The following is a 16,942-nucleotide window of genomic DNA, read 5'->3' as shown; positions in this document are numbered from 1 at the left end:
TATACTGCCGCGCATAAACGAGGGACCGCGCACGGCGCGGACGGGAAGAATGAAGCAAATTGCGATCGTGATCGCGCTCTGCGTGGGTGCGTGGTACTTCTTTGTCGGCGGGCGCAAGCTCGACGAGCCGATGGTCCACGACTACTACCGCAAGGAGGCTCGCGCCATTTCCGACCGCGACGCCGAGAAGCTGTGCAAGCAGCTCGGCCGCAATGCCGTCATCGAGAGCAAGACGACCATGATGGGCCGCACGGAGGAGGCTTCGCACAACCGCGAGGAGGCCTGCGAGGCGCAGCGCAAGACCTTCGAGACCCTGCGCATGGTCGGCGACCGGATGGGCGCCGTTGTTTCCTTCGACTACGACTATCACATCGACTCCGTCGAAGTCGCTCCCGACCGCAAGAGCGCCATCGTCAAGGGCACCAGCGTGCTGCAGATGGGCGAATCCGCTTTCCAGGTCAAGACCAGCTTCACCCAGCGCCTTGAGCGCGAGCTCGGCCAGATGCGCCTCGTGCACGCCCAGGAGGCCTCCGTCGTCCGTCTGGGCGGCCGTGGCGCCATGAGCCAGAGCGAGTTCTTCCGCAAGTAAGTCAGAAAAAGAAGCCAGTACAGGGAGTTGCCATGATCGCCGTCAAGGATGCGCTGCCGCCGCCACCACCGTTCTGGCACCGCCTGAACAGCTTCTTTGCCTTCCCGTTCCAGATGCGGCCGTTTGCCTACGGCCTGCTGCTGTCGTTCTGCAGCCTGCTTTTCGACGCGGTCTTCTTCCTGCCCCAGGGGCTGGCCCTGTTCGTCATCGAGGTCGGCATCATGCTGGCGGCCAGCCGCTACGGCTTCAAGATCATCGCGCTGGGCGCGCGCGGCATCCACGACTCGGCCGATTTCGGCCGTGAATCGAGCGACGACTGGACCTACATGCCGTGGAAGCTGTTCGCCATCTCGCTGGTGCAGGCCTTCCTGATCGGCTGGCTCGCCTGGTACGCGCCCATCCTGGGCACGGTGGGCCTCTTCGTCATGTCCTTCACCTTCCCGGCGGCGGTGATCGTGCTGGTGCAGTCGGCCAGCTTCTTCCAGGCGATGAACCCGGCCCACGTGATGGACGCGATGCGCACCATCGGCTGGCCGTATGCGCTGCTGTGCTTCTTCCTGTTCCTGCTGAGCACCGGCGCGCAGGTGGCGCTGGCGATGGTGCTGCCGATGTTCGACGGGCGCATCGTGCTGCCGATCATCAACTTCGCCTTCATCTACTTCGGCTGGGTGATGGCGAGCCTGCTGGGCTACGTGATGTTCCAGCACCACGACGCCTTCGGCTTCGACGCCGTGCCGGGCAGCGAACTGCCCGACGGCGCGCCGGCCGACCGCCGCACGCCCGCGCAGATCGAGGCGCAGCGCATCGACGCGGAAGTGGCGCAGCTCATTACCGAGGGCGACCTCGCGGCCGCGCTGGGCATGGCCTACGAGGCGCAGCGAACGGCGGCCTACGACGATCTCTCGGCGCAGCGCCGCTACCACCGCGTGCTGGCGCTGATGCCCGACAAGAAGGACACCATGCTCGACCAGGCACGGCGCTTCATTCCCTTGCTGATGCGGCGCGACCTGACCTCCGAGGCGCTGAAGGTCTTCAAGTCCTGCAAGGAAAAGGACAAGGCCTTCGCGCTCGACGATCCGGCCATGGTGATCGCGATGGCGCGCGCCGAATGGCGCAACGGCGACGCGCACGCCACGCTGGCGCTGATTTCGGGCTTCGACAAGCGCTTTCGCGGACACGAGACGATTCCGCAGGCCTACGAACTGGCCGCCCGCGCACTGGTGCAGGGGCTGGGGCGCGCCGACATGGCGCAGCCCATCCTGACGACGATGGAAGCGCGCTACCCCGACAGCGAGCAGACGCAGGAAGTGCGCTGGCTGCTGCGGCCGACCCCGGCCGCCTAGCGCCCGGCGCTACAGGGTTCTACGAGGCGCCACGGCGGCGCCCTCGATGCCGTGCCGTTTCAGCGCCTCGGCCACGAAGCCTGACGCCTTCATCTCCTCGACGAAATCGCCAAGCCATGCCTGCGCGGCGACACGGCCCTTCGGCACTCCCATGGCCTGCTCGATCACCATGAAGCGGTCCGGCAACAGGCGTACGCCGCCCACTCGCGCGGCATCGGCTTCGAGCTGCTGCCTCACACCGGCAGCCACGTCGAGGTTCTGGGCCAGGAACTGGTTCGTGACCTCGGGCGAGGTCGATGCGCGCACCAGGGTGGCGGCCTTCAGCTCGCGCGTGAGGAACAGGTCGTATGCGCTGCCGCGGCCCACCACGACGCGGGTGCCTGCGCGGTCTACATCGGCGTTGCGCTGCAGCGGCGAAGCGTTGCGGACCAGGTAGGCGCCTTCGATGATCACGTAGGGCGCGGTGTATTCCATGTCCGCTGCGCGTACCGGGTCGATGGCGACGAAGGCCATGTCGACCTGCCGTGCCTTGACGGCCTCGACCACGTTGCCGGCGGAGTTGAACTGCACCAGTTCGACGGCCAGGCCAAGGCGGCGCGCGGCCTCGCGCGCGAGGTCCACCGAGACGCCGCTCGGCTCGCCGCCCGAGCCGCGGCTGGCGAGGATCGGGTTGCCGAAGTTGATGGCGGCACGCAGCTTGCCGGTGGCGCCGAGTTCCGCCGCGGCGGCTGCCTGCGAACTGGCCTTGGTGCCGGCGCAGCCCGCCAGCAGGAGCCCGCCCGCGGCGCAGAAGGCGCGGCGGTCGATGGCGTGGGAGGGCACGGGCTGTTTCATGCGTGTCTCCTTGCTTGTCAGGCGCGCTGCAGGGCGCGCGTCACCATGTCGTTCGGGGCCAGCCGCAGCAAGTGCGGCAACAGGCCCAGGGCCTTCTCGCGCTCGCCGGCATGCAGCAGCCCGTTGGCGCACACGGAAAGTGTGTCGGCCAATTGCGGATGGTCGGGCGCGGTCTTCAGCAGGATGCGGCACAGCATGTCGGCATCGCCGAACTCGCGGATGCGGGCGAAGCGGCGAGCGAGCCGGGCCATGTCGTCGGGCTTCAGGCGCAGCCCCGGCCTGGCTTGGTCGAGGTAGGTCTTGTAGCTGGCGTGCTGCAGCGCGATCGTCTCGGGGTCGGTGCCGGGCAGGCGGAAGATGCGTCGCGCGGCCTGATGGAAGTCGTCGCTCGCGGGCTGCAGCCGGGCGGTGTTGAACCAGGCGCGCAGCGTATCGGCGTCGTTGGGGCGCAGCGCGGCGGCGGCACGCCATTCGGCGCAGGCGCGGTCGAACTTCATCGCGGCGCCGAACTTGCGGGCCGCGGCCACGTGCTCCTCGAAGCCGCCGTCGTCACTTGCCATTTCCGACTTGACGGTTTCGGGCGTCTTCGCCCGGCCCAGCAGCATCGCACCGGCCATCAGCGCCGCACCCGTCAGCAGGCCGCCGAGGTGGGCCATGTAGGCGATGCCCTTGCCGCCCAGCCAGTGCTGCATCAGCTCGTTGGCGATCCAGGCCGGCAGCAGCAGCAGGGCCGGCGCAGTGACGTAGTTGAAATAGAAGAACAGCTGGTAGAAGAAGCGGATGCGCCGCAAGCGGTACATCACCGCGTACATGCCCATCAGCGCCGAGACCGCGCCCGAGGCGCCCAGCCCGTAAGTGCCCCCGGCATAGGCCCAGCCGGCCAGCACCGAGGCGCCAACGGCGCCCAGCAGGTAGAAGGCCAGGTAGGTGCCGCGGCCCAGCGCCAGTTCGACCGAGAAGCCGAACAGGAAGAGGAACACCATGTTGCCCAGCAGGTGGCCCGTACTGCCGTGCAGGAAGGCGTTGGTGATCCAGGTCCAGGGCCTGAACTCGGCGTCCGTCGCGTAGCTTTGCGCCCAGCGTTCGGTGAAGGGCGCGGGCAGCATCGCCTCGTACTGCTGGCGGGCGCGCTTCCAGTCGCCGTACTGCGGATTGGCGGGCGTGATGACCTCGTCTGCATGCAGCTTCTGCAGGAACTTCCGGTCGTTCTGCAGGCCTTCGAGAAGCTGCGGATAGGCCTCCTCGTGCCGCAGCATGCGGCGGGCCAGCTTGCCGCGCTTGGGGTCGGTCTTTTCAAGCCACTCGACGAAGGGCGGCAGCTCGAGTGCGGGCAGCGCACTCTTCACGTAGAAGGCGGCGGCGCGTTCCTGCCCTTTTTCTTCGCTGCGCTGCGGTCCCCAGAACACGATCATGTTCACGAGGATCAGCAGCACCGTCATCCACGGTGGGTTGCGCCAGCTCGGTTTGTTCTCGAGCGGGATGGCGTAGAACACGGTGCGGCTGCCGCTGTTGCCGCCGCGCTCAGCCGAGGCGTGCGCGGTGACGCGCCACTTGCGCCTTCACCTGCGCCGGGGCGGTGCCGCCCAGGATGTTGCGCGCGTTCAGCGAGCCGCGCAGGCTCAGAACGTCGTACACGTCCTTCTCGATGCCCGGGTTGAACTGCTGCAGCACGGCCAGCGGCAGCTCTGCCAGGTCGACCTTGTGCGAGGTGGCGGCCTTGACGGCGTGCGCCACCGTTTCGTGCGCATCGCGGAAGGGCAGGCCCTTCTTCACGAGGTAGTCGGCCAGGTCGGTGGCGGTGGCGTAGCCGCGCAGCGTGGCGGCTTCCATGGCTTCGGGCTTCACGGTGATGCCGCCGATCATCTCGGCGAAGATGCGCAGCGTGTCCTTGAGCGTGTCGACGGTGTCGAACAGCGGCTCCTTGTCTTCCTGGTTGTCCTTGTTGTAGGCCAGCGGCTGGCCCTTCATGAGCGTGACGAGTGCCATCAGGTGGCCGACCACGCGGCCGGTCTTGCCGCGCGCCAGCTCGGGCACGTCGGGGTTCTTCTTCTGCGGCATGATCGACGAGCCGGTGGTGAAGCGGTCGGCGATCTGGATGAAGCCGAAGTTCTGGCTCATCCACAGGATGAGTTCCTCGCTCATGCGGCTCACGTGCACCATGCACAGGGTGGCGGCGGCGGTGAATTCGATGGCGAAGTCACGGTCGCTCACGGCGTCCAGGCTGTTCTGGCAGACACCGTCCATGCTCAGCGTCTTCGCGACCAGCTCGCGGTCGAGCGGGTAGCTGGTGCCGGCCAGTGCCGCGGCGCCCAGCGGCAGCCGGTTGACGCGCCTGCGCACCTCGGCCATGCGTTCCGCATCGCGGCTGAACATCTCGACATACGCCAGCATGTGGTGGCCGAAACTCACCGGCTGCGCCACCTGCAGGTGGGTGAAGCCCGGCAGGATCACGTCGACGTTCTTCTCGGCGATGTTCACCAGCTCTTTTTGCAGCTCGACCAGCAGGTCGCCGATCAGGTCGATCTCGCCGCGCAGCCACAGGCGCACGTCGGTGGCGACCTGGTCGTTGCGGCTGCGGCCGGTGTGCAGGCGCTTGCCGGCGTCGCCGACCAGCTGGGTCAGGCGGGCCTCTATGTTCAGGTGCACGTCCTCGAGGTCGAGCTTCCACTCGAAGGCGCCGGATTCGATCTCGGAACGGATCTGCGCCATCCCGCGCTCGATGGCGGCGTGGTCTTCCACGCTGATGATGCCCTGCGCGGCCAGCATGCCGGCATGGGCCAGCGAGCCCTGGATGTCGGCCTGCCACAGGCGCTTGTCGAAGAAGACGCTGGAGGTGTAACGCTTCACCAGGTCGCTCATCGGTTCGGAGAACAGGGCCGACCAGGCTTCGGATTTCTTGTCGAGTTGGTTTTGGGTCATGGGAGCCGTCCTGGAGGCAATAATGGGTTGGTTACCCGATGGATCAGATGTCTGCGATGCGCAACCCGGCGATTTTATCGGCCAGCTCCTCCCCCACGCCCCCGCCGTCGTCGGAAAGGGCGCGCACGGCCGCGTCCTCCGCGTACGGCGGCCCGTCGATCTTCGATGCGTGCCAGATCGGCGTGGTGCTGCGCACGGTGGTGTTCGTCGAGGCGGTGGTGGCGATCGCCGCGCTTTTCGTGGTTTCCACGCCCGGCGAATGGCTGGTGCAGACCGCCACCATCACCGGCGGGGCGTTGCCCGCCACGCTGCTGTGGCTGGTGAGCGCCTGCGGGCTCAAGAAGCCGCTGCGGCGGCTGCCGAAGCACTGGCAGTACACGGCCGGCGCGCTGCTTGGCGCGTTGTCGGCGCTTTATGGCTGCGGCCTGCTGCGCCTGACGGGCGTGCTCTCCAGCGCGCCCTGGCTGGCCAGCGCCCTGGCCGGCTCCCTGTTCGCGGGGCTGGTGATGGCGGCGATGGTGCTGCGCGCGCGGGGCCAGACGCCGGCGGCGACCACCGCGCGGCTGGAAGAACTGCAGTCACGCATCCGTCCCCACTTTCTGTTCAACACGCTCAACAGCGCCATCGCGCTGGTGCGCGAGGAGCCGGCCAAGGCCGAGACCATGCTGGAAGACCTGGCCGAGCTGTTTCGCCAGGCGCTGGCCGACCCCGGTGAATCGGGCACGCTGGCCGACGAGATCGCGCTGGCCGAGCGCTACCTGGCCATCGAGCAGGTGCGCTTCGGCGACCGCCTGCGCATCCGCTGGGACCTGGACGCCGCCGCCAGCAACGCGCGCCTGCCGCCGCTGCTGCTGCAGCCGCTGGTCGAGAACGCCATCAAGCACGGCGTGGAGCCCAGCCCCGAGGGCGCCAAGCTGCGCATCCGCACCGAGCGGCGCGGCAGCATGGTGGTGATCGAGGTGGTCAACAGCCTGCCGCCGCTGCGCTGGGCCGACGAGCCGCTGCCGCGCGGCCACGGCATCGCGCTGGCCAATGTGCGCGACCGCCTGCGGCTGCTGCACGACATGCAGATGCAATTCAGCGCAGGCATGGACCAGAAAAGCTACCGGGTGCGCATAGCCATCCCCGCCGAATCATGACGACTCTCAAGACACTCATCGTCGACGACGAAGCCCTGGCGCGCTCGCGCATGCGCACGCTGCTGCGCGACTGCACATCGCCCGCCGCCGAGGTGGTGGCCGAGGCCTCGCAGGGCGCCGAGGCGCTGCAGCAGCTGGGCACGCTGGCGCTCGACCTGGTGCTGCTCGACGTGCACATGCCCGGCATCGACGGCATCGAGGTGGCGCGCGCGCTGCGCAGCCGTGCCGACGCGCCGGCCGTGGTGTTCGTGACCGCGCATGCGGCGCACGCGGTGACGGCCTTCGACCTCGACGCGGTCGACTACCTCACCAAGCCCGTGCGCGCCGAGCGCCTGCAGCATGCGCTGCAGAAGGCCGAGCGCTTCCTGAAGGAGCGCCGCGCGCTGCAGGCCGAGGCCGCGCCCGAGACGGTGCTGATCCAGGACCGCGGCCGCGCCGAGCGGGTGCCGCTGTCGGAGGTGCTCTACCTCAAGTCCGAATACAAGTACCTCACGGTGCGCACCGCCACGCGCAGCCACATCCTCGACGGCTCGCTCAACGAGTTCGAGGAGCGCTATCCGCATCGCTTCCTGCGCGTGCATCGCAATGCACTGGTAGCGCGTGCGGCGATCCGCGCGCTGGAGAAATACGACGACGGCGAGGATGCCGAAGGCTGGGCCCTGCGGCTCGACGCCATTCCCGAACCCGTGGCCGTGTCGCGCCGCCAGCTCGCCGCCGTGCGCGAGGTGCTGAAGGAAGCGCGATGAGCGACGACAAGCCAGCGCCCGCTGAGGCCCCGCCGCCGGAGCCGGCGGCCGAGCCGCCACAGCCGCCGGTTGCGGCCGAACCGGAGCCTGAGCCCGTATCTGCTCCCGAGGAGCCGCCTGCCGAGACCGAGCCGGAGCCTCCCGCCCCGGCGCGCGAGCGCCTGCTGCTGCACATGCCCGTCGACGTGCGCAGCGCCTCGCTGGTGGTGCTCGCGGTGCTGGCCAGCGTGTTCGCGCTGCAATGGGGGCAGGCCGTCTTCATCCCGCTGATGCTGAGCCTGCTGCTGACCTACGCGCTGTCGCCGCTGGTGGACATGCTCCATCGCTGGCGGCTGCCGCGCTGGATCGGCGCGGCGCTGATCCTCTCGGGGCTGTTCGGCGGCCTGGGCTGGACCGGCTATTCGCTCTCGGGCAGCGCCACGCAGCTGCTCGATTCGCTGCCCGTGGCGGCGCAGAAGCTGGGCCAGGCCATGCGCCGCGACAAGGGCGCCAGCGCCACGCCGCTGGACAACGTGCAGCAGGCGGCGGCGCAGCTCGAGAAGGCCGCCGAAGAGAATTCGGCCCGGGTCGCGTCCCGCAAGGGCGTGGCGCGCGTCATCATCGAGCGTCCCGGCTTCAATGTGCGCGACTACCTCCTGAGCGGCACCGTCGGGCTGCTGAGCGCGCTGGGGCAGCTCACGCTGGTGGCCTTCCTCACGTACTTCGCGCTGTGCTCGGGCGACACCTTCCGCCGCAAGCTCATCAAGATCACCGGCTCGAGCCTGCAGAGGAAGAAGGTGACGGTGCACGTGCTCGACGACATCACGCGCAACATCGAGCGCTACCTGCTTGTGCAGATCCTGGTGAGCGCCATCGTGGGCGTGGCGACGGGCCTAGCGTTCTGGGCCATCGGCGTCGAGAACGCGGCCGTCTGGGGAATCATCGCGGCCGTGACCAATCTCATTCCCTACATCGGCTCGGTGATCGTGCTGGCGGCCGCGGGGCTGGTGGCCTTCCTGCAGTTCAACAGCCTGCAGATGGGCATCGTGGTGGCCGGCGTGTCGCTGGGCATCCACACGGTGGTGGGCAACCTGCTGATGCCCTGGCTCACCAGCCGCACCAGCCGCATGAACCCGGTGGCGGTGTTCGTGGGCGTGATCTTCTGGGGTTGGCTCTGGGGCATCTGGGGGCTGCTGCTGGGCATTCCGATCACGATGGTGATCAAGTCGATCTGCGACCGGGTGGAAGACTTGCAGCCGATCGGGGAGTTGCTGGGCGAGTAGCTCGCACGGTGCACGTGATAGAAACGCACGGCACCTGATTTTTTGCTCCGGGGTAGTTCAGTGGCAGAACGCTCGGCTTGGACCGAGAAGGCGCTGGTTCAACCCCAGCCCCCGGACCCACTACTTTCGCTACCCCCATGGACGACGACTCGAACGTATCGCTGCGCGGCTACGCGGGCTTCCAGCTAGCCCGTGCGTTCGCCGCGCTGGAGCACGCGGATGTCGACGTACGCGAGGGCGCGGCAAAGCGCTTGCGCCAATGGACTGCGGTGCTCCGAGGCAGCGCAGGCGGCATCCTGGATGCCGGCTCGCGCAAGCCGGTAAAGGGCACGCCCGCCTGGGCCACACTCGAAGTGGTGACCGGCGGGTTCGCGACCGGGGCGCTCCTTGCGGGCGGGCTTCTCAGACCCCATGAACGCCGGTGGCGTGATGAGTGCGCGCCCGGTGTGCCGGACGCTGACGCCCGACGCGCGCTGAACAGCTTCTTCCTTACGGACGCGGGGCTCGAAAGGCTGCAGTCGCTCCTTGTCTCCGGGCGCTTCGGCATCGAGGTGCCGGAGGAGGGGGCGTTGCTCGTGGTGGCCTGGCTCGTGCATGCTGGCGCGGTGGACGATGCATGGGCATTGGTTGAAGCGCTGTCGCCGTGGTTTTCTACGTTGCGCTTCTATCCTGCCGAACTGCCCGAGACACCGACCGACGGTATGCAGCTGTGGGTCGACGACGTGGCAACGGCCACGAAGCGCCTGCAGGCAGTGAAGCCGAATCCGCAGATCCTGGCGCAGAAGGAGGCTGTGGGGGTCTGGGGGCCGCTCTACGATCGGATGGCCACACTGATGTTCGACACTGTGGCTGGCGACGCACCCCTCGCACTGCGTGGCGCCGACGGTGCCTGGTTGCGCAGAGAGACCGGTGGCTTCACGGTGACCGGCGGCTGGCCGTGCGCACGCTATCCCGAAGGATGGCGCGAGCGTGCGTTGGCTGTGCTTGCGGACTGCGCGCAGGCGCGTGCGGTCCATACGCGCTGCGCCCGGCCTGAGCGCGAAGGCGACAGCTTCTCCACGTTGCGTGAAGCCCTGCAACGCTGCGTCGATACACCTGCGTCGCTGACCGGCAAGGAGGTGGGGCGCATCCGCCTCGTTCTGGCGCGTTATCGCGCGAAGCGCGGCTTGCCGGATGCGGCCGGACGCGTGGCATGGCGGCAACAACATCTTGAGCAGGTCGGCGTGGCCACCTTCGCGGAGATCGCACAGCAGGTCACGAGGCGGCTGCAAGCCTGTCGGGCCGACGAGGGCCTCGACGACACCGCACCCCTGGTCGCACCCATCGACGTGAGTGAAGCCGCCGCGAGCGGCATCCGTGCGGGAACGCCTGTGCCGTCCTCGCTGCGGCGCAAGGTCGAACGGGCTTGCAAGGGCACGGCTGCCGAGCTGGTCGAGCGTGGCGTCATTCCTTCTGGTGACGTGCTGGCCAGGGTGTTGCCGCGATGGAGTGCTGCGTTGCGCGCGGCGGATGTGTCCGACCTGGTGCTGCGCAGGCTCCTGGTGTCTCTCGACCGGGCGTTCCGGCTCAGGCGCTCGCTGCTGTTGGTCGACCTGCAGGCCCAGGTGCGCTTCGAGGAGTTGCCGTGGGTGGCGGCCATCGGACGCTTCCGCGAGGGCGACGCCGACTCGCGCCGTGCCGCGCTGCAGGCGCTGACCGAAGCTTCGCAATTGGCGCTGGTTGCGTTTCCGCAGGCCATCCTTCCGAACAAGCTGCTGCAGGAGCTGTGGACACTGGGCGATGCGGCGGGTCTCAAGCTGCCCTTGGTCGAGGAGGTGGCAGCCGACATCTTCATGGGCCGGTTCTCGCCCAAGTTCCTGATGGCCGCGAAAGTGGCGGCAAAGCTCCTGCAGGGCGGCCTGTATGAGCGGTACTACGGCATCGACTGCGCTGCGCTCGGTGCCATGCCCGTGCCGTCGGAGAAATCCAAGGGCACGGGTCATGGCAAGTCCGACGCGCTGGCGCACCTGTGCGCATCGCGCGCCGGCGTGCAGCCGGGCGGATGGGGCGCAGCGCGCAACGGCATGGTGCTCGAGCAGGCACAGGTCCTGACTACTCACAACCTCGCCGTGCTGTTCACCGAACTCGGGCTTGGTACGCGCCTGGAAGGGCAGTTGCCGGGCATGGCGCACGCATGTTTTGCCTGGGTCTGCGAGCGGTTGCAGATAGCGGTCGACCACAGGCACGCGCGGCTGATCCAGATCAAGAACTCGGCCAGCGCCTGGCGCCAGATGGTCTTTTTTCTCTCGCTGTGCAGTGCGAGCGAGACTGACGCATTCCTTGTCGGGGCGAAAGCCCATCTGGATGCGCAGGGCCACGAGTTCCGGCGTGTCTTTGCGCCGGCCCTGTCGGGGTTGGCGGCGGCTGCACAGGGTACGGGCCGTGGCGTCGGGCCTTTCCTCGGTTGGAGCCAGGACAGGCACTGGCTGATGCCCGAGGCCCTGGCAGCACGCTAACCCAGCAGGGCCTTCAGCTCGTCGGCCGCTGCCTTCAGGATCTCGCGCGACAGCGCCTCGTCATTGACCGCTCGCGAAAGCGACACCGCGCCGACCAGCGAGGACAGCGCCGCGATGGCCTTCGCACGCTTTCCCTTCGATTTCTCGGCTGCCGCGAGGTTGGCGAGCAGGTCGAGGTACGTGTTGACCTGCTGCGTGTAGGCCGCACGCGCCCGCTCGTTGCTGCGGGCCACGTCGCCTGCCAGCGTGGTCACGGCGCAGCTCGTCGCCAGGCTGTCGCGGTGCGCGGTGCTGAGGTAGGCGTCGACCAGCGTGGCAGCCACAACCTGCCGGCTCGCCTTGGAAGCTGCCACCGCCTCGACGGCGCGGCTGCCGTCGCTCAGCGCGCTTTCGACCGCCTCGGCCACCAGTTCGTCGCGCGAGGCGAAGTGGCGGTAGAAGCCGCCATGGGTGAGGCCGGCCTCCTTCATCAGGTCGGACACGCCGACGCCGTCGACGCCTTCCTCGCGGAAGCGCGCGGCGGCGGTCTGCACGATGCGCGCGTGGCTTTGCTCCTTGTTGGCTTTGGAATGGCCCATGGCGGTGAAACGTGAATCCTCGATCCGTGTGCTTGACGATGAGGATTATGTTCATCATCATGCTGCTTCTGGATGATGACCATCATTCAGATCGAGACCGTATCCCACACAACACGCCAGAGGACGCACTCCCATGCCCATGATCGACGTCTACGCCCCCGCAGACATGTTCCCCGCCGATGCCGACCGCCAGCTCGGCGAAGCCCTCACGCTGGCCGTGCTGCGCGCCGAGGGAGTGGCCAAGCCCGGCCCCTTCCACCTCGACAACACCGCCGCCTACATCCACCGCCTGCCGGCTTCGGCCGTGCAGACGGCCACCACCGCGCAGGCCCGCACGGTGCGCGTGCAGATCATCACGCCGCCCGGTTCGCTGAACCGCGAAGGGCAGAAGCAGATCACCAGGGAGGCGACCGAGATCGTCACGAAGCTCTCGGGCGATCCGAGCCAGGCGGCGCGCACCTGGGTGATCCTGACCGAGGCGGCGGAAGGCGGCTGGGGCCTCTTCGGCACCGCCTTCGGCAAGGAGGAGTTCGCCGCGCTGGCCGCCAAGGCGAAGGCGGCTGCAGCCGCCGCCGGGTAAGCGACCCGCCGCCGACGACGCGAGCGGCGGCGAGGGTGTCATATCGGTGGGCTACGATATTGGGATTCAATTCCCAATAACGCTGTGCCCGAATCTTCATCCACTCTTTCACCGACCCGGGCCAGCAACCCGGCCCGGCTGCTCTCCATAGACGCGCTGCGCGGCCTCGTGATCCTGTTCATGCTGCTGGATCACGTGCGCGAGACCTTCTACCTGCATCGCCAGGTGCCCGATCCGATGGTCATCGCGGAAACGCCGCCCGAGCTGTTCTTCAGTCGCCTGCTGGCTCACCTGTGCGCGCCGGTGTTCGTCTTTCTCACGGGGCTGTCGGCCTTCCTCTACGGCTCGAAGCAGGCGGACGGCCGTGTGGCTGCGTCGTCGTTCCTGTGGAAGCGCGGGCTTTTCCTCGTGCTGCTCGAAGTCACGGTCATCAACTTCGCGTGGACCTTCCAGTTTCCGCCCGCCAAGGTGTTCCTGCAGGTGATCTGGGTGATCGGCCTGTCGATGCTGGCCCTGGCGGCGCTGGTGTGGCTGCCGCGCAAGGCGCTGATCGCACTGGGTGTGGTGCTGGTCGCGGGGCACAACCTGCTCGACGGCGTGCACTTCCCCGTGGGTCATGTGCTGCACGTGCCATGGGCGGTGCTGCACGACAGGGGCTGGATCGAAGTGTCCGACGCGCTGCGCCTGCGCACTTCCTACCCGTTGCTCCCGTGGATCGGCGTGATCGCGCTGGGCTACGCCGCCGGGCCGTGGTTCCTGCCCGGTGCCGACGCGCCGCGTCGCCAGCGGCTGCTGCTGGCATGGGGCCTGGCGCTGCTGGCCGGCTTCGTGTTGTTGAGGGCGCTGAACATCTATGGCGACAGGCCATGGGCGGCCGGCGACAGCGCCGTTACCACGCTGATGGCCTTTCTCAACATCACCAAGTACCCGCCGTCGCTGCTGTTCATCGGATTGACGCTGGGAGCTGGCCTGCTGCTGTTGCGCGCATTCGAGCGCCGGCAGGGTGCAGCGTGGCTCGCGCCGCTGGCCGTGTACGGCTCGGCGCCGATGTTCTTCTACGTGCTGCACCTGTACGTGCTCAAGTTCCTCTACCTCGGCGCGGAAGCCGTCTGGGGTGCCAACCAGGGCAAGTTCTTCGGCTTCGACGCAGTCTGGGCGGTGTGGCTCGCTGCCATCGCGCTGGCCTTCGCGCTGTATCCCGCGGTGCGCGCATTCGCGGCACTGAAGGCGCGGCGTCGCGACATCGCCTGGCTGAAGTACCTGTGAGCGCCGTTGGAATTCAGAGGCCGGCCGCAGGCCGGTTCTTCGGCGCGGCCCTTGCCATGCTGGGCGGCACATCGATGGCTGGCGAGGCCGGCGGCTTCGTCGAGGACACGCGCTGGAACGTGCTCCAGCGCAGCGTGTACGAAAACCGCAGCTACCTGCGTGGCGACCGCAGCAATGGCGGGCGCAATGCCACGCTGCCCAAAGCGCGGCGCAGCGACTACGCGCAGGAATGGGGCTACGGCCTCATGGGCACGGTGGAGTCGGGGTTCACGCAAGGCTGGATCGGCTTCGGTGCCGACGCGCATGTCTCGCTTGCGCGCAACCTCTCCGGCGACGACTTCCGCGTCGGCAAGATCCGCATGCTGCCGGTGGATGGCGCAGGCTACGCGCAAGACGGCATCGCACGCGGCGGCATCGCGCTGAAGGCGCGCATCTCCTCCACCGTGCTGAAAGTGGGCGAACAGCGCGTGAAGACGCCGATCTTCAGTTCGTCCGACACGCGCCTGCTGCCCGAGACCATGCACGGCTGGCTCATTACCAGCAACGAGTTCGACGGCCTCACGCTGCAGGCGGGCCGCTTCACCGGCTCGACCGACCGCAACGCGCGCGGCACCGACAACCCGCTGGTCGTGAACTACCTCGACCCGAAATCCCCGCGCGGCGACGCGTTCGACTTCGTCGGCGGAACCTGGAAGGGCATTCCGTCGCTCTCGCTCACGGCCTATCTCGGTCGCCTGAAGGACACCTGGCGCACTGGTTACCTGGGCGCCCACTACACGATGCCGCTCCGGGAGAAGCGCGCGCTGTCCCTCGACCTGCAGGTCTATCGCAGCAAGGACACCGGCCGTGCGCTGGCGGGGCCGATCGACAACACCACGGCCAGCCTGATGGGCACCTACAGCCACGGTCCGCACCGCGTGGGCCTCGGCTGGCAGAAGGTGGCGGGCGACACGCCGTTCGACTACGTGACGCGTGGCGCGATCTGGCTCGGGAACGCGGCGCAGCTCTCGGACTTCAATGCGCCGCGCGAGCAGTCATGGCAGCTGCGGTACGAAGTCGACGCCACGCATTGGGGCGCACCGGGGCTGGCGTTGGGAGCGGCCTACATCCGCGGCAGCGGCATCGACGGCAGCCGCGTGCCCGTGCGCGGAGGCTATGCCTGGCTTGGCTACGGCCAGGGCGGCAGGCACTGGGAGCGCGACCTGTGGCTGCGCTACACGGTCCAGCAGGGCAGCGCCAAGGGGCTGGCCTTCCTGCTGCGCTACGGCGAGCACCGCAACAACAAGGCGCAGGCCGAACTCAACACGCGGCAGATCCGCGTGGCCATGGAGTACCCGATAGGCAACTGAGAAGAAAGGAGCGAAAGAGCGGGCGCGCCGCCCGTCAGCGCGCCGCCTTGGCCGGCAGCTTCTTCACGAAGGTCGCGTCCGGGTCCAGCTGCTTTCCATCGCGCGCGCGCAGCTCGATCTTCGGCACCGGCTTGCCGCTGTCGCGCTCGAGCAGCACCGAATGCGGCTCGCCCCTGGCATACAGGTGCGCCTCGCCCCAGTGCCGCAGGCCGACCACCACGGGGAACAGGCCCTTGCCCTTGGCCGTCAGCACGTACTCCTGGTAGGCCGATCCGTCGGAGGCTGGCACGAGTTCGAGCACGCCTTCCTGCACCAGGTTCTTCAGCCGGTCCGACAGGATGTTCTTGGCGACGCCCAGGCTCTGCTGGAACTCGCCGAAACGCTTCATGCCGTCGAAGGCGTCACGGATGACGAGCAGCGACCACTGGTCGCCGACGATGTCGAGCGCGCGTGCCATCGGGCATGTGTCGGCCTTGAGGCTTTTTCGTTGGGCCATGAGGGACTGTGTTCTTTCCGGATCGGGATGGGCTCGGGCAACAGCGCCGGCCTCAGTTTTATTTTAAAACCCGAGGCCGTGCGCATGCTCAGCGGGCCGCCATGTGCACGCGATGCAACCGCGAGAAGCGCGCGATCATCAGCGGCCCGAGCAGCGCGCCCAGGCCGGCCGAGCTCCATGCCGCGACCCACGCGTGCGTGCTGCCGAGGCCGAAGCGCATCTGCCCCCAGTCCAATGCAAGGCCGAACATCCACGGGCTGAGCGCGCCGGCGCCGAAGCCCATCACCGAGCGCACCGAGAAGGCCACGCCCAGCCGGTGCGGCGCGACCACGTCGGCCAGTGCGGTCGAGTAGACCGACGAATCCGCGATGGCGAGCAGGTTGTAGACGGCGGCCGCTGCCGCCAGCAGCCACAGCGGCCAGCTCCACATCCAGCCGAAGGAGAAGGACATGCACAGGCTCGCGACGGTCGCGATCATCATCACCCGCGCGCGGCCCAGCCTGTCGGAAGCCGCACCGCCAGCGATGCTGCCGAACACGCTGACCAGATGCGCCAGCGCCGCCAGCGCGATGCCCGCGCCCTGCCACGATGCAGCGGTGCCCGAGGAGGCCACCAGGTAGGCCGGCAGCCACGCCCACAGTGCCATGAGCTCCCAGCAGTGGAAGGCGTAGGCCCAGTTGCCGGCCATGGCGGGCTTGTCGCGCACCGTGGCGGACAGCGCATGCCAGGTGCCTTCGCGGGCCGCGCCGGGCGCCGGAGCCGAAGGCGGCCGCATGCGGCGCAGCGCCTGCGCCGTCAGCAGCGCGCCCGCCACGGTGCAGCAAGCCGCCGCCAGCAGGCCCAGCCGCCAGTGCTGCAGATGGCTGAACGCCGCCACCACCGCGAGCGAGAGCGCATAGCCCATCGACGACGATCCGATGAAGAGCCCCATCGCCCGTCCTCGCACGGCGGGTTCGGTGTTTTGCGCCAGCAGCTGCAGGCCCGGCGTGTACGAGGCGCCCGCGCACAGTCCGGCCAGGCCGTAGAGCAGCATCGCCGAGAGATGGTCGCGAGCGAAGAGGGCAAAGGCGAGCGCCGCCATCGCACTGACTGCGCTGCCCACGAGAAAGATGCGCTGCGGTCCGAAGCGGTCGGCCAGCAGGCCCACCGCGAACAGCGAGCTCATGTAGCCCACGTGCCAGGCGCTCTGGATCGAGCCGGCCTGCGCGGCCGTCATGTGCCAGTCGACCATCGCGAAGGGCAGCACGCCGGAATAGGCGGTGACGATCATCGACTGCAGCAGCCGGCTCGCGCACAGCAGCGCCAGCCAGCCGCGCGCGGGGCCAGTTGTGTCGTGCGGCATGACG

At 68.4% G+C, this 16,942-nt stretch carries 15 protein-coding genes and 1 tRNA gene; 10 read left to right on the top strand and 6 right to left on the bottom strand.

The genetic code is table 11. From position 1 onward, the window contains the following. Positions 1 to 49 precede the first annotated feature (49 nt). Positions 50 to 589: a hypothetical protein gene (locus tag EJO71_RS05475; RefSeq protein ID WP_125947773.1), complete on the top strand. Its 540-nt coding sequence runs from the start codon at positions 50 to 52 to the stop codon at positions 587 to 589. 32 nt (positions 590 to 621) lie between these two features. After that, on the top strand, positions 622 to 1,932 hold the full coding sequence (locus tag EJO71_RS05470; RefSeq protein WP_125947774.1) for a hypothetical protein: 1,311 nt from the start codon (positions 622 to 624) through the stop codon (positions 1,930 to 1,932). 9 nt (positions 1,933 to 1,941) lie between these two features. Here EJO71_RS05470 and EJO71_RS05465 read toward each other — a convergent pair whose 3' ends face one another. Genes EJO71_RS05465 through argH form a run of 3 tightly spaced genes read right to left on the bottom strand, consistent with a single transcriptional unit; the run spans position 1,942 to position 5,685 of the window. Beyond that, positions 1,942 to 2,766 carry an ABC transporter substrate-binding protein gene (locus EJO71_RS05465; RefSeq protein WP_125947775.1) on the bottom strand — a complete coding sequence of 275 codons (825 nt, stop codon included), beginning with the start codon at positions 2,764 to 2,766 and terminating at the stop codon, positions 1,942 to 1,944. A 17-nt stretch (positions 2,767 to 2,783) separates the two neighbouring features. Further along, a complete protein-coding gene (locus EJO71_RS05460; RefSeq protein WP_125947776.1) occupies positions 2,784 to 4,259 on the bottom strand; it encodes a rhomboid family intramembrane serine protease in 1,476 nt (491 codons plus the stop codon). A 28-nt stretch (positions 4,260 to 4,287) separates the two neighbouring features. Beyond that, a complete protein-coding gene (gene argH / locus EJO71_RS05455) occupies positions 4,288 to 5,685 on the bottom strand; it encodes an argininosuccinate lyase (protein ID WP_125947777.1) in 1,398 nt (465 codons plus the stop codon). A 38-nt stretch (positions 5,686 to 5,723) separates the two neighbouring features. Here argH and EJO71_RS05450 point away from each other — a divergent pair, with 38 nt between their 5' ends. The 5 genes from EJO71_RS05450 to EJO71_RS05430 all read left to right on the top strand — a co-directional run bounded on the left by EJO71_RS05450 (position 5,724) and on the right by EJO71_RS05430 (position 11,327). Then, on the top strand, positions 5,724 to 6,824 hold the full coding sequence (locus tag EJO71_RS05450) for a histidine kinase (protein ID WP_240651846.1): 1,101 nt from the start codon (positions 5,724 to 5,726) through the stop codon (positions 6,822 to 6,824). Beyond that, positions 6,821 to 7,570, top strand: a complete 750-nt coding sequence (locus EJO71_RS05445; protein WP_125947778.1) for a LytTR family DNA-binding domain-containing protein — start codon at positions 6,821 to 6,823, stop codon at positions 7,568 to 7,570. Before EJO71_RS05450 ends, EJO71_RS05445 begins: the two co-directional genes overlap by 4 nt. Beyond that, positions 7,567 to 8,832, top strand: coding sequence for an AI-2E family transporter (locus EJO71_RS05440; protein ID WP_125947779.1), 1,266 nt, complete (start codon positions 7,567 to 7,569; stop codon positions 8,830 to 8,832). The genes EJO71_RS05445 and EJO71_RS05440 overlap by 4 nt, the downstream gene beginning before the upstream one ends. A gap of 46 nt (positions 8,833 to 8,878) precedes the next feature. Further along, positions 8,879 to 8,952 (top strand) — tRNA-OTHER (locus tag EJO71_RS05435). 17 nt (positions 8,953 to 8,969) lie between these two features. Next, entirely contained in the window at positions 8,970 to 11,327 is a 2,358-nt protein-coding gene (locus EJO71_RS05430; protein WP_125947780.1) for a hypothetical protein, read from the top strand. Here the strand turns inward: EJO71_RS05430 and EJO71_RS05425 are convergent. Continuing rightward, on the bottom strand, positions 11,324 to 11,905 hold the full coding sequence (locus EJO71_RS05425; protein ID WP_125947781.1) for a TetR/AcrR family transcriptional regulator: 582 nt from the start codon (positions 11,903 to 11,905) through the stop codon (positions 11,324 to 11,326). The two genes, EJO71_RS05430 and EJO71_RS05425, sit on opposite strands and share 4 nt — an antisense overlap. 133 nt (positions 11,906 to 12,038) lie before the next feature. On the opposite strand from EJO71_RS05425, the gene EJO71_RS05420 reads away from it, so the two are divergent. The 3 genes from EJO71_RS05420 to EJO71_RS05410 all read left to right on the top strand — a co-directional run bounded on the left by EJO71_RS05420 (position 12,039) and on the right by EJO71_RS05410 (position 15,100). Next, on the top strand, positions 12,039 to 12,485 hold the full coding sequence (locus EJO71_RS05420; protein WP_125947782.1) for a hypothetical protein: 447 nt from the start codon (positions 12,039 to 12,041) through the stop codon (positions 12,483 to 12,485). Between the two features lie 84 nt (positions 12,486 to 12,569). Next, positions 12,570 to 13,751: a DUF1624 domain-containing protein gene (locus EJO71_RS05415; RefSeq protein ID WP_125947783.1), complete on the top strand. Its 1,182-nt coding sequence runs from the start codon at positions 12,570 to 12,572 to the stop codon at positions 13,749 to 13,751. A gap of 56 nt (positions 13,752 to 13,807) precedes the next feature. Continuing rightward, the gene (locus EJO71_RS05410) at positions 13,808 to 15,100 is read left to right on the top strand and encodes an OprD family outer membrane porin (RefSeq protein ID WP_125947784.1); all 1,293 of its coding nucleotides are present in this window, start codon (positions 13,808 to 13,810) and stop codon (positions 15,098 to 15,100) included. A gap of 34 nt (positions 15,101 to 15,134) precedes the next feature. On the opposite strand, the gene EJO71_RS05405 is transcribed toward EJO71_RS05410, so the two are convergent. Together EJO71_RS05405 and EJO71_RS05400 are read right to left on the bottom strand one after the other, a co-directional pair. Beyond that, positions 15,135 to 15,596, bottom strand: a complete 462-nt coding sequence (locus tag EJO71_RS05405) for a helix-turn-helix domain-containing protein (RefSeq protein WP_125947785.1) — start codon at positions 15,594 to 15,596, stop codon at positions 15,135 to 15,137. 88 nt (positions 15,597 to 15,684) lie between these two features. Continuing rightward, positions 15,685 to 16,938 (bottom strand): MFS transporter, encoded by a 1,254-nt coding sequence (locus EJO71_RS05400; protein ID WP_125947786.1) that lies wholly within the window; start codon positions 16,936 to 16,938, stop codon positions 15,685 to 15,687. Positions 16,939 to 16,942 lie beyond the last annotated feature (4 nt).

Source organism: Variovorax sp. 679 (genome assembly GCF_003952185.1).
Classification (GTDB): domain Bacteria; phylum Pseudomonadota; class Gammaproteobacteria; order Burkholderiales; family Burkholderiaceae_C; genus Variovorax.
The sequence above is the reverse complement of the archived record's forward strand: the minus strand, read 5'-3'. Positions and strand labels throughout refer to the sequence as shown.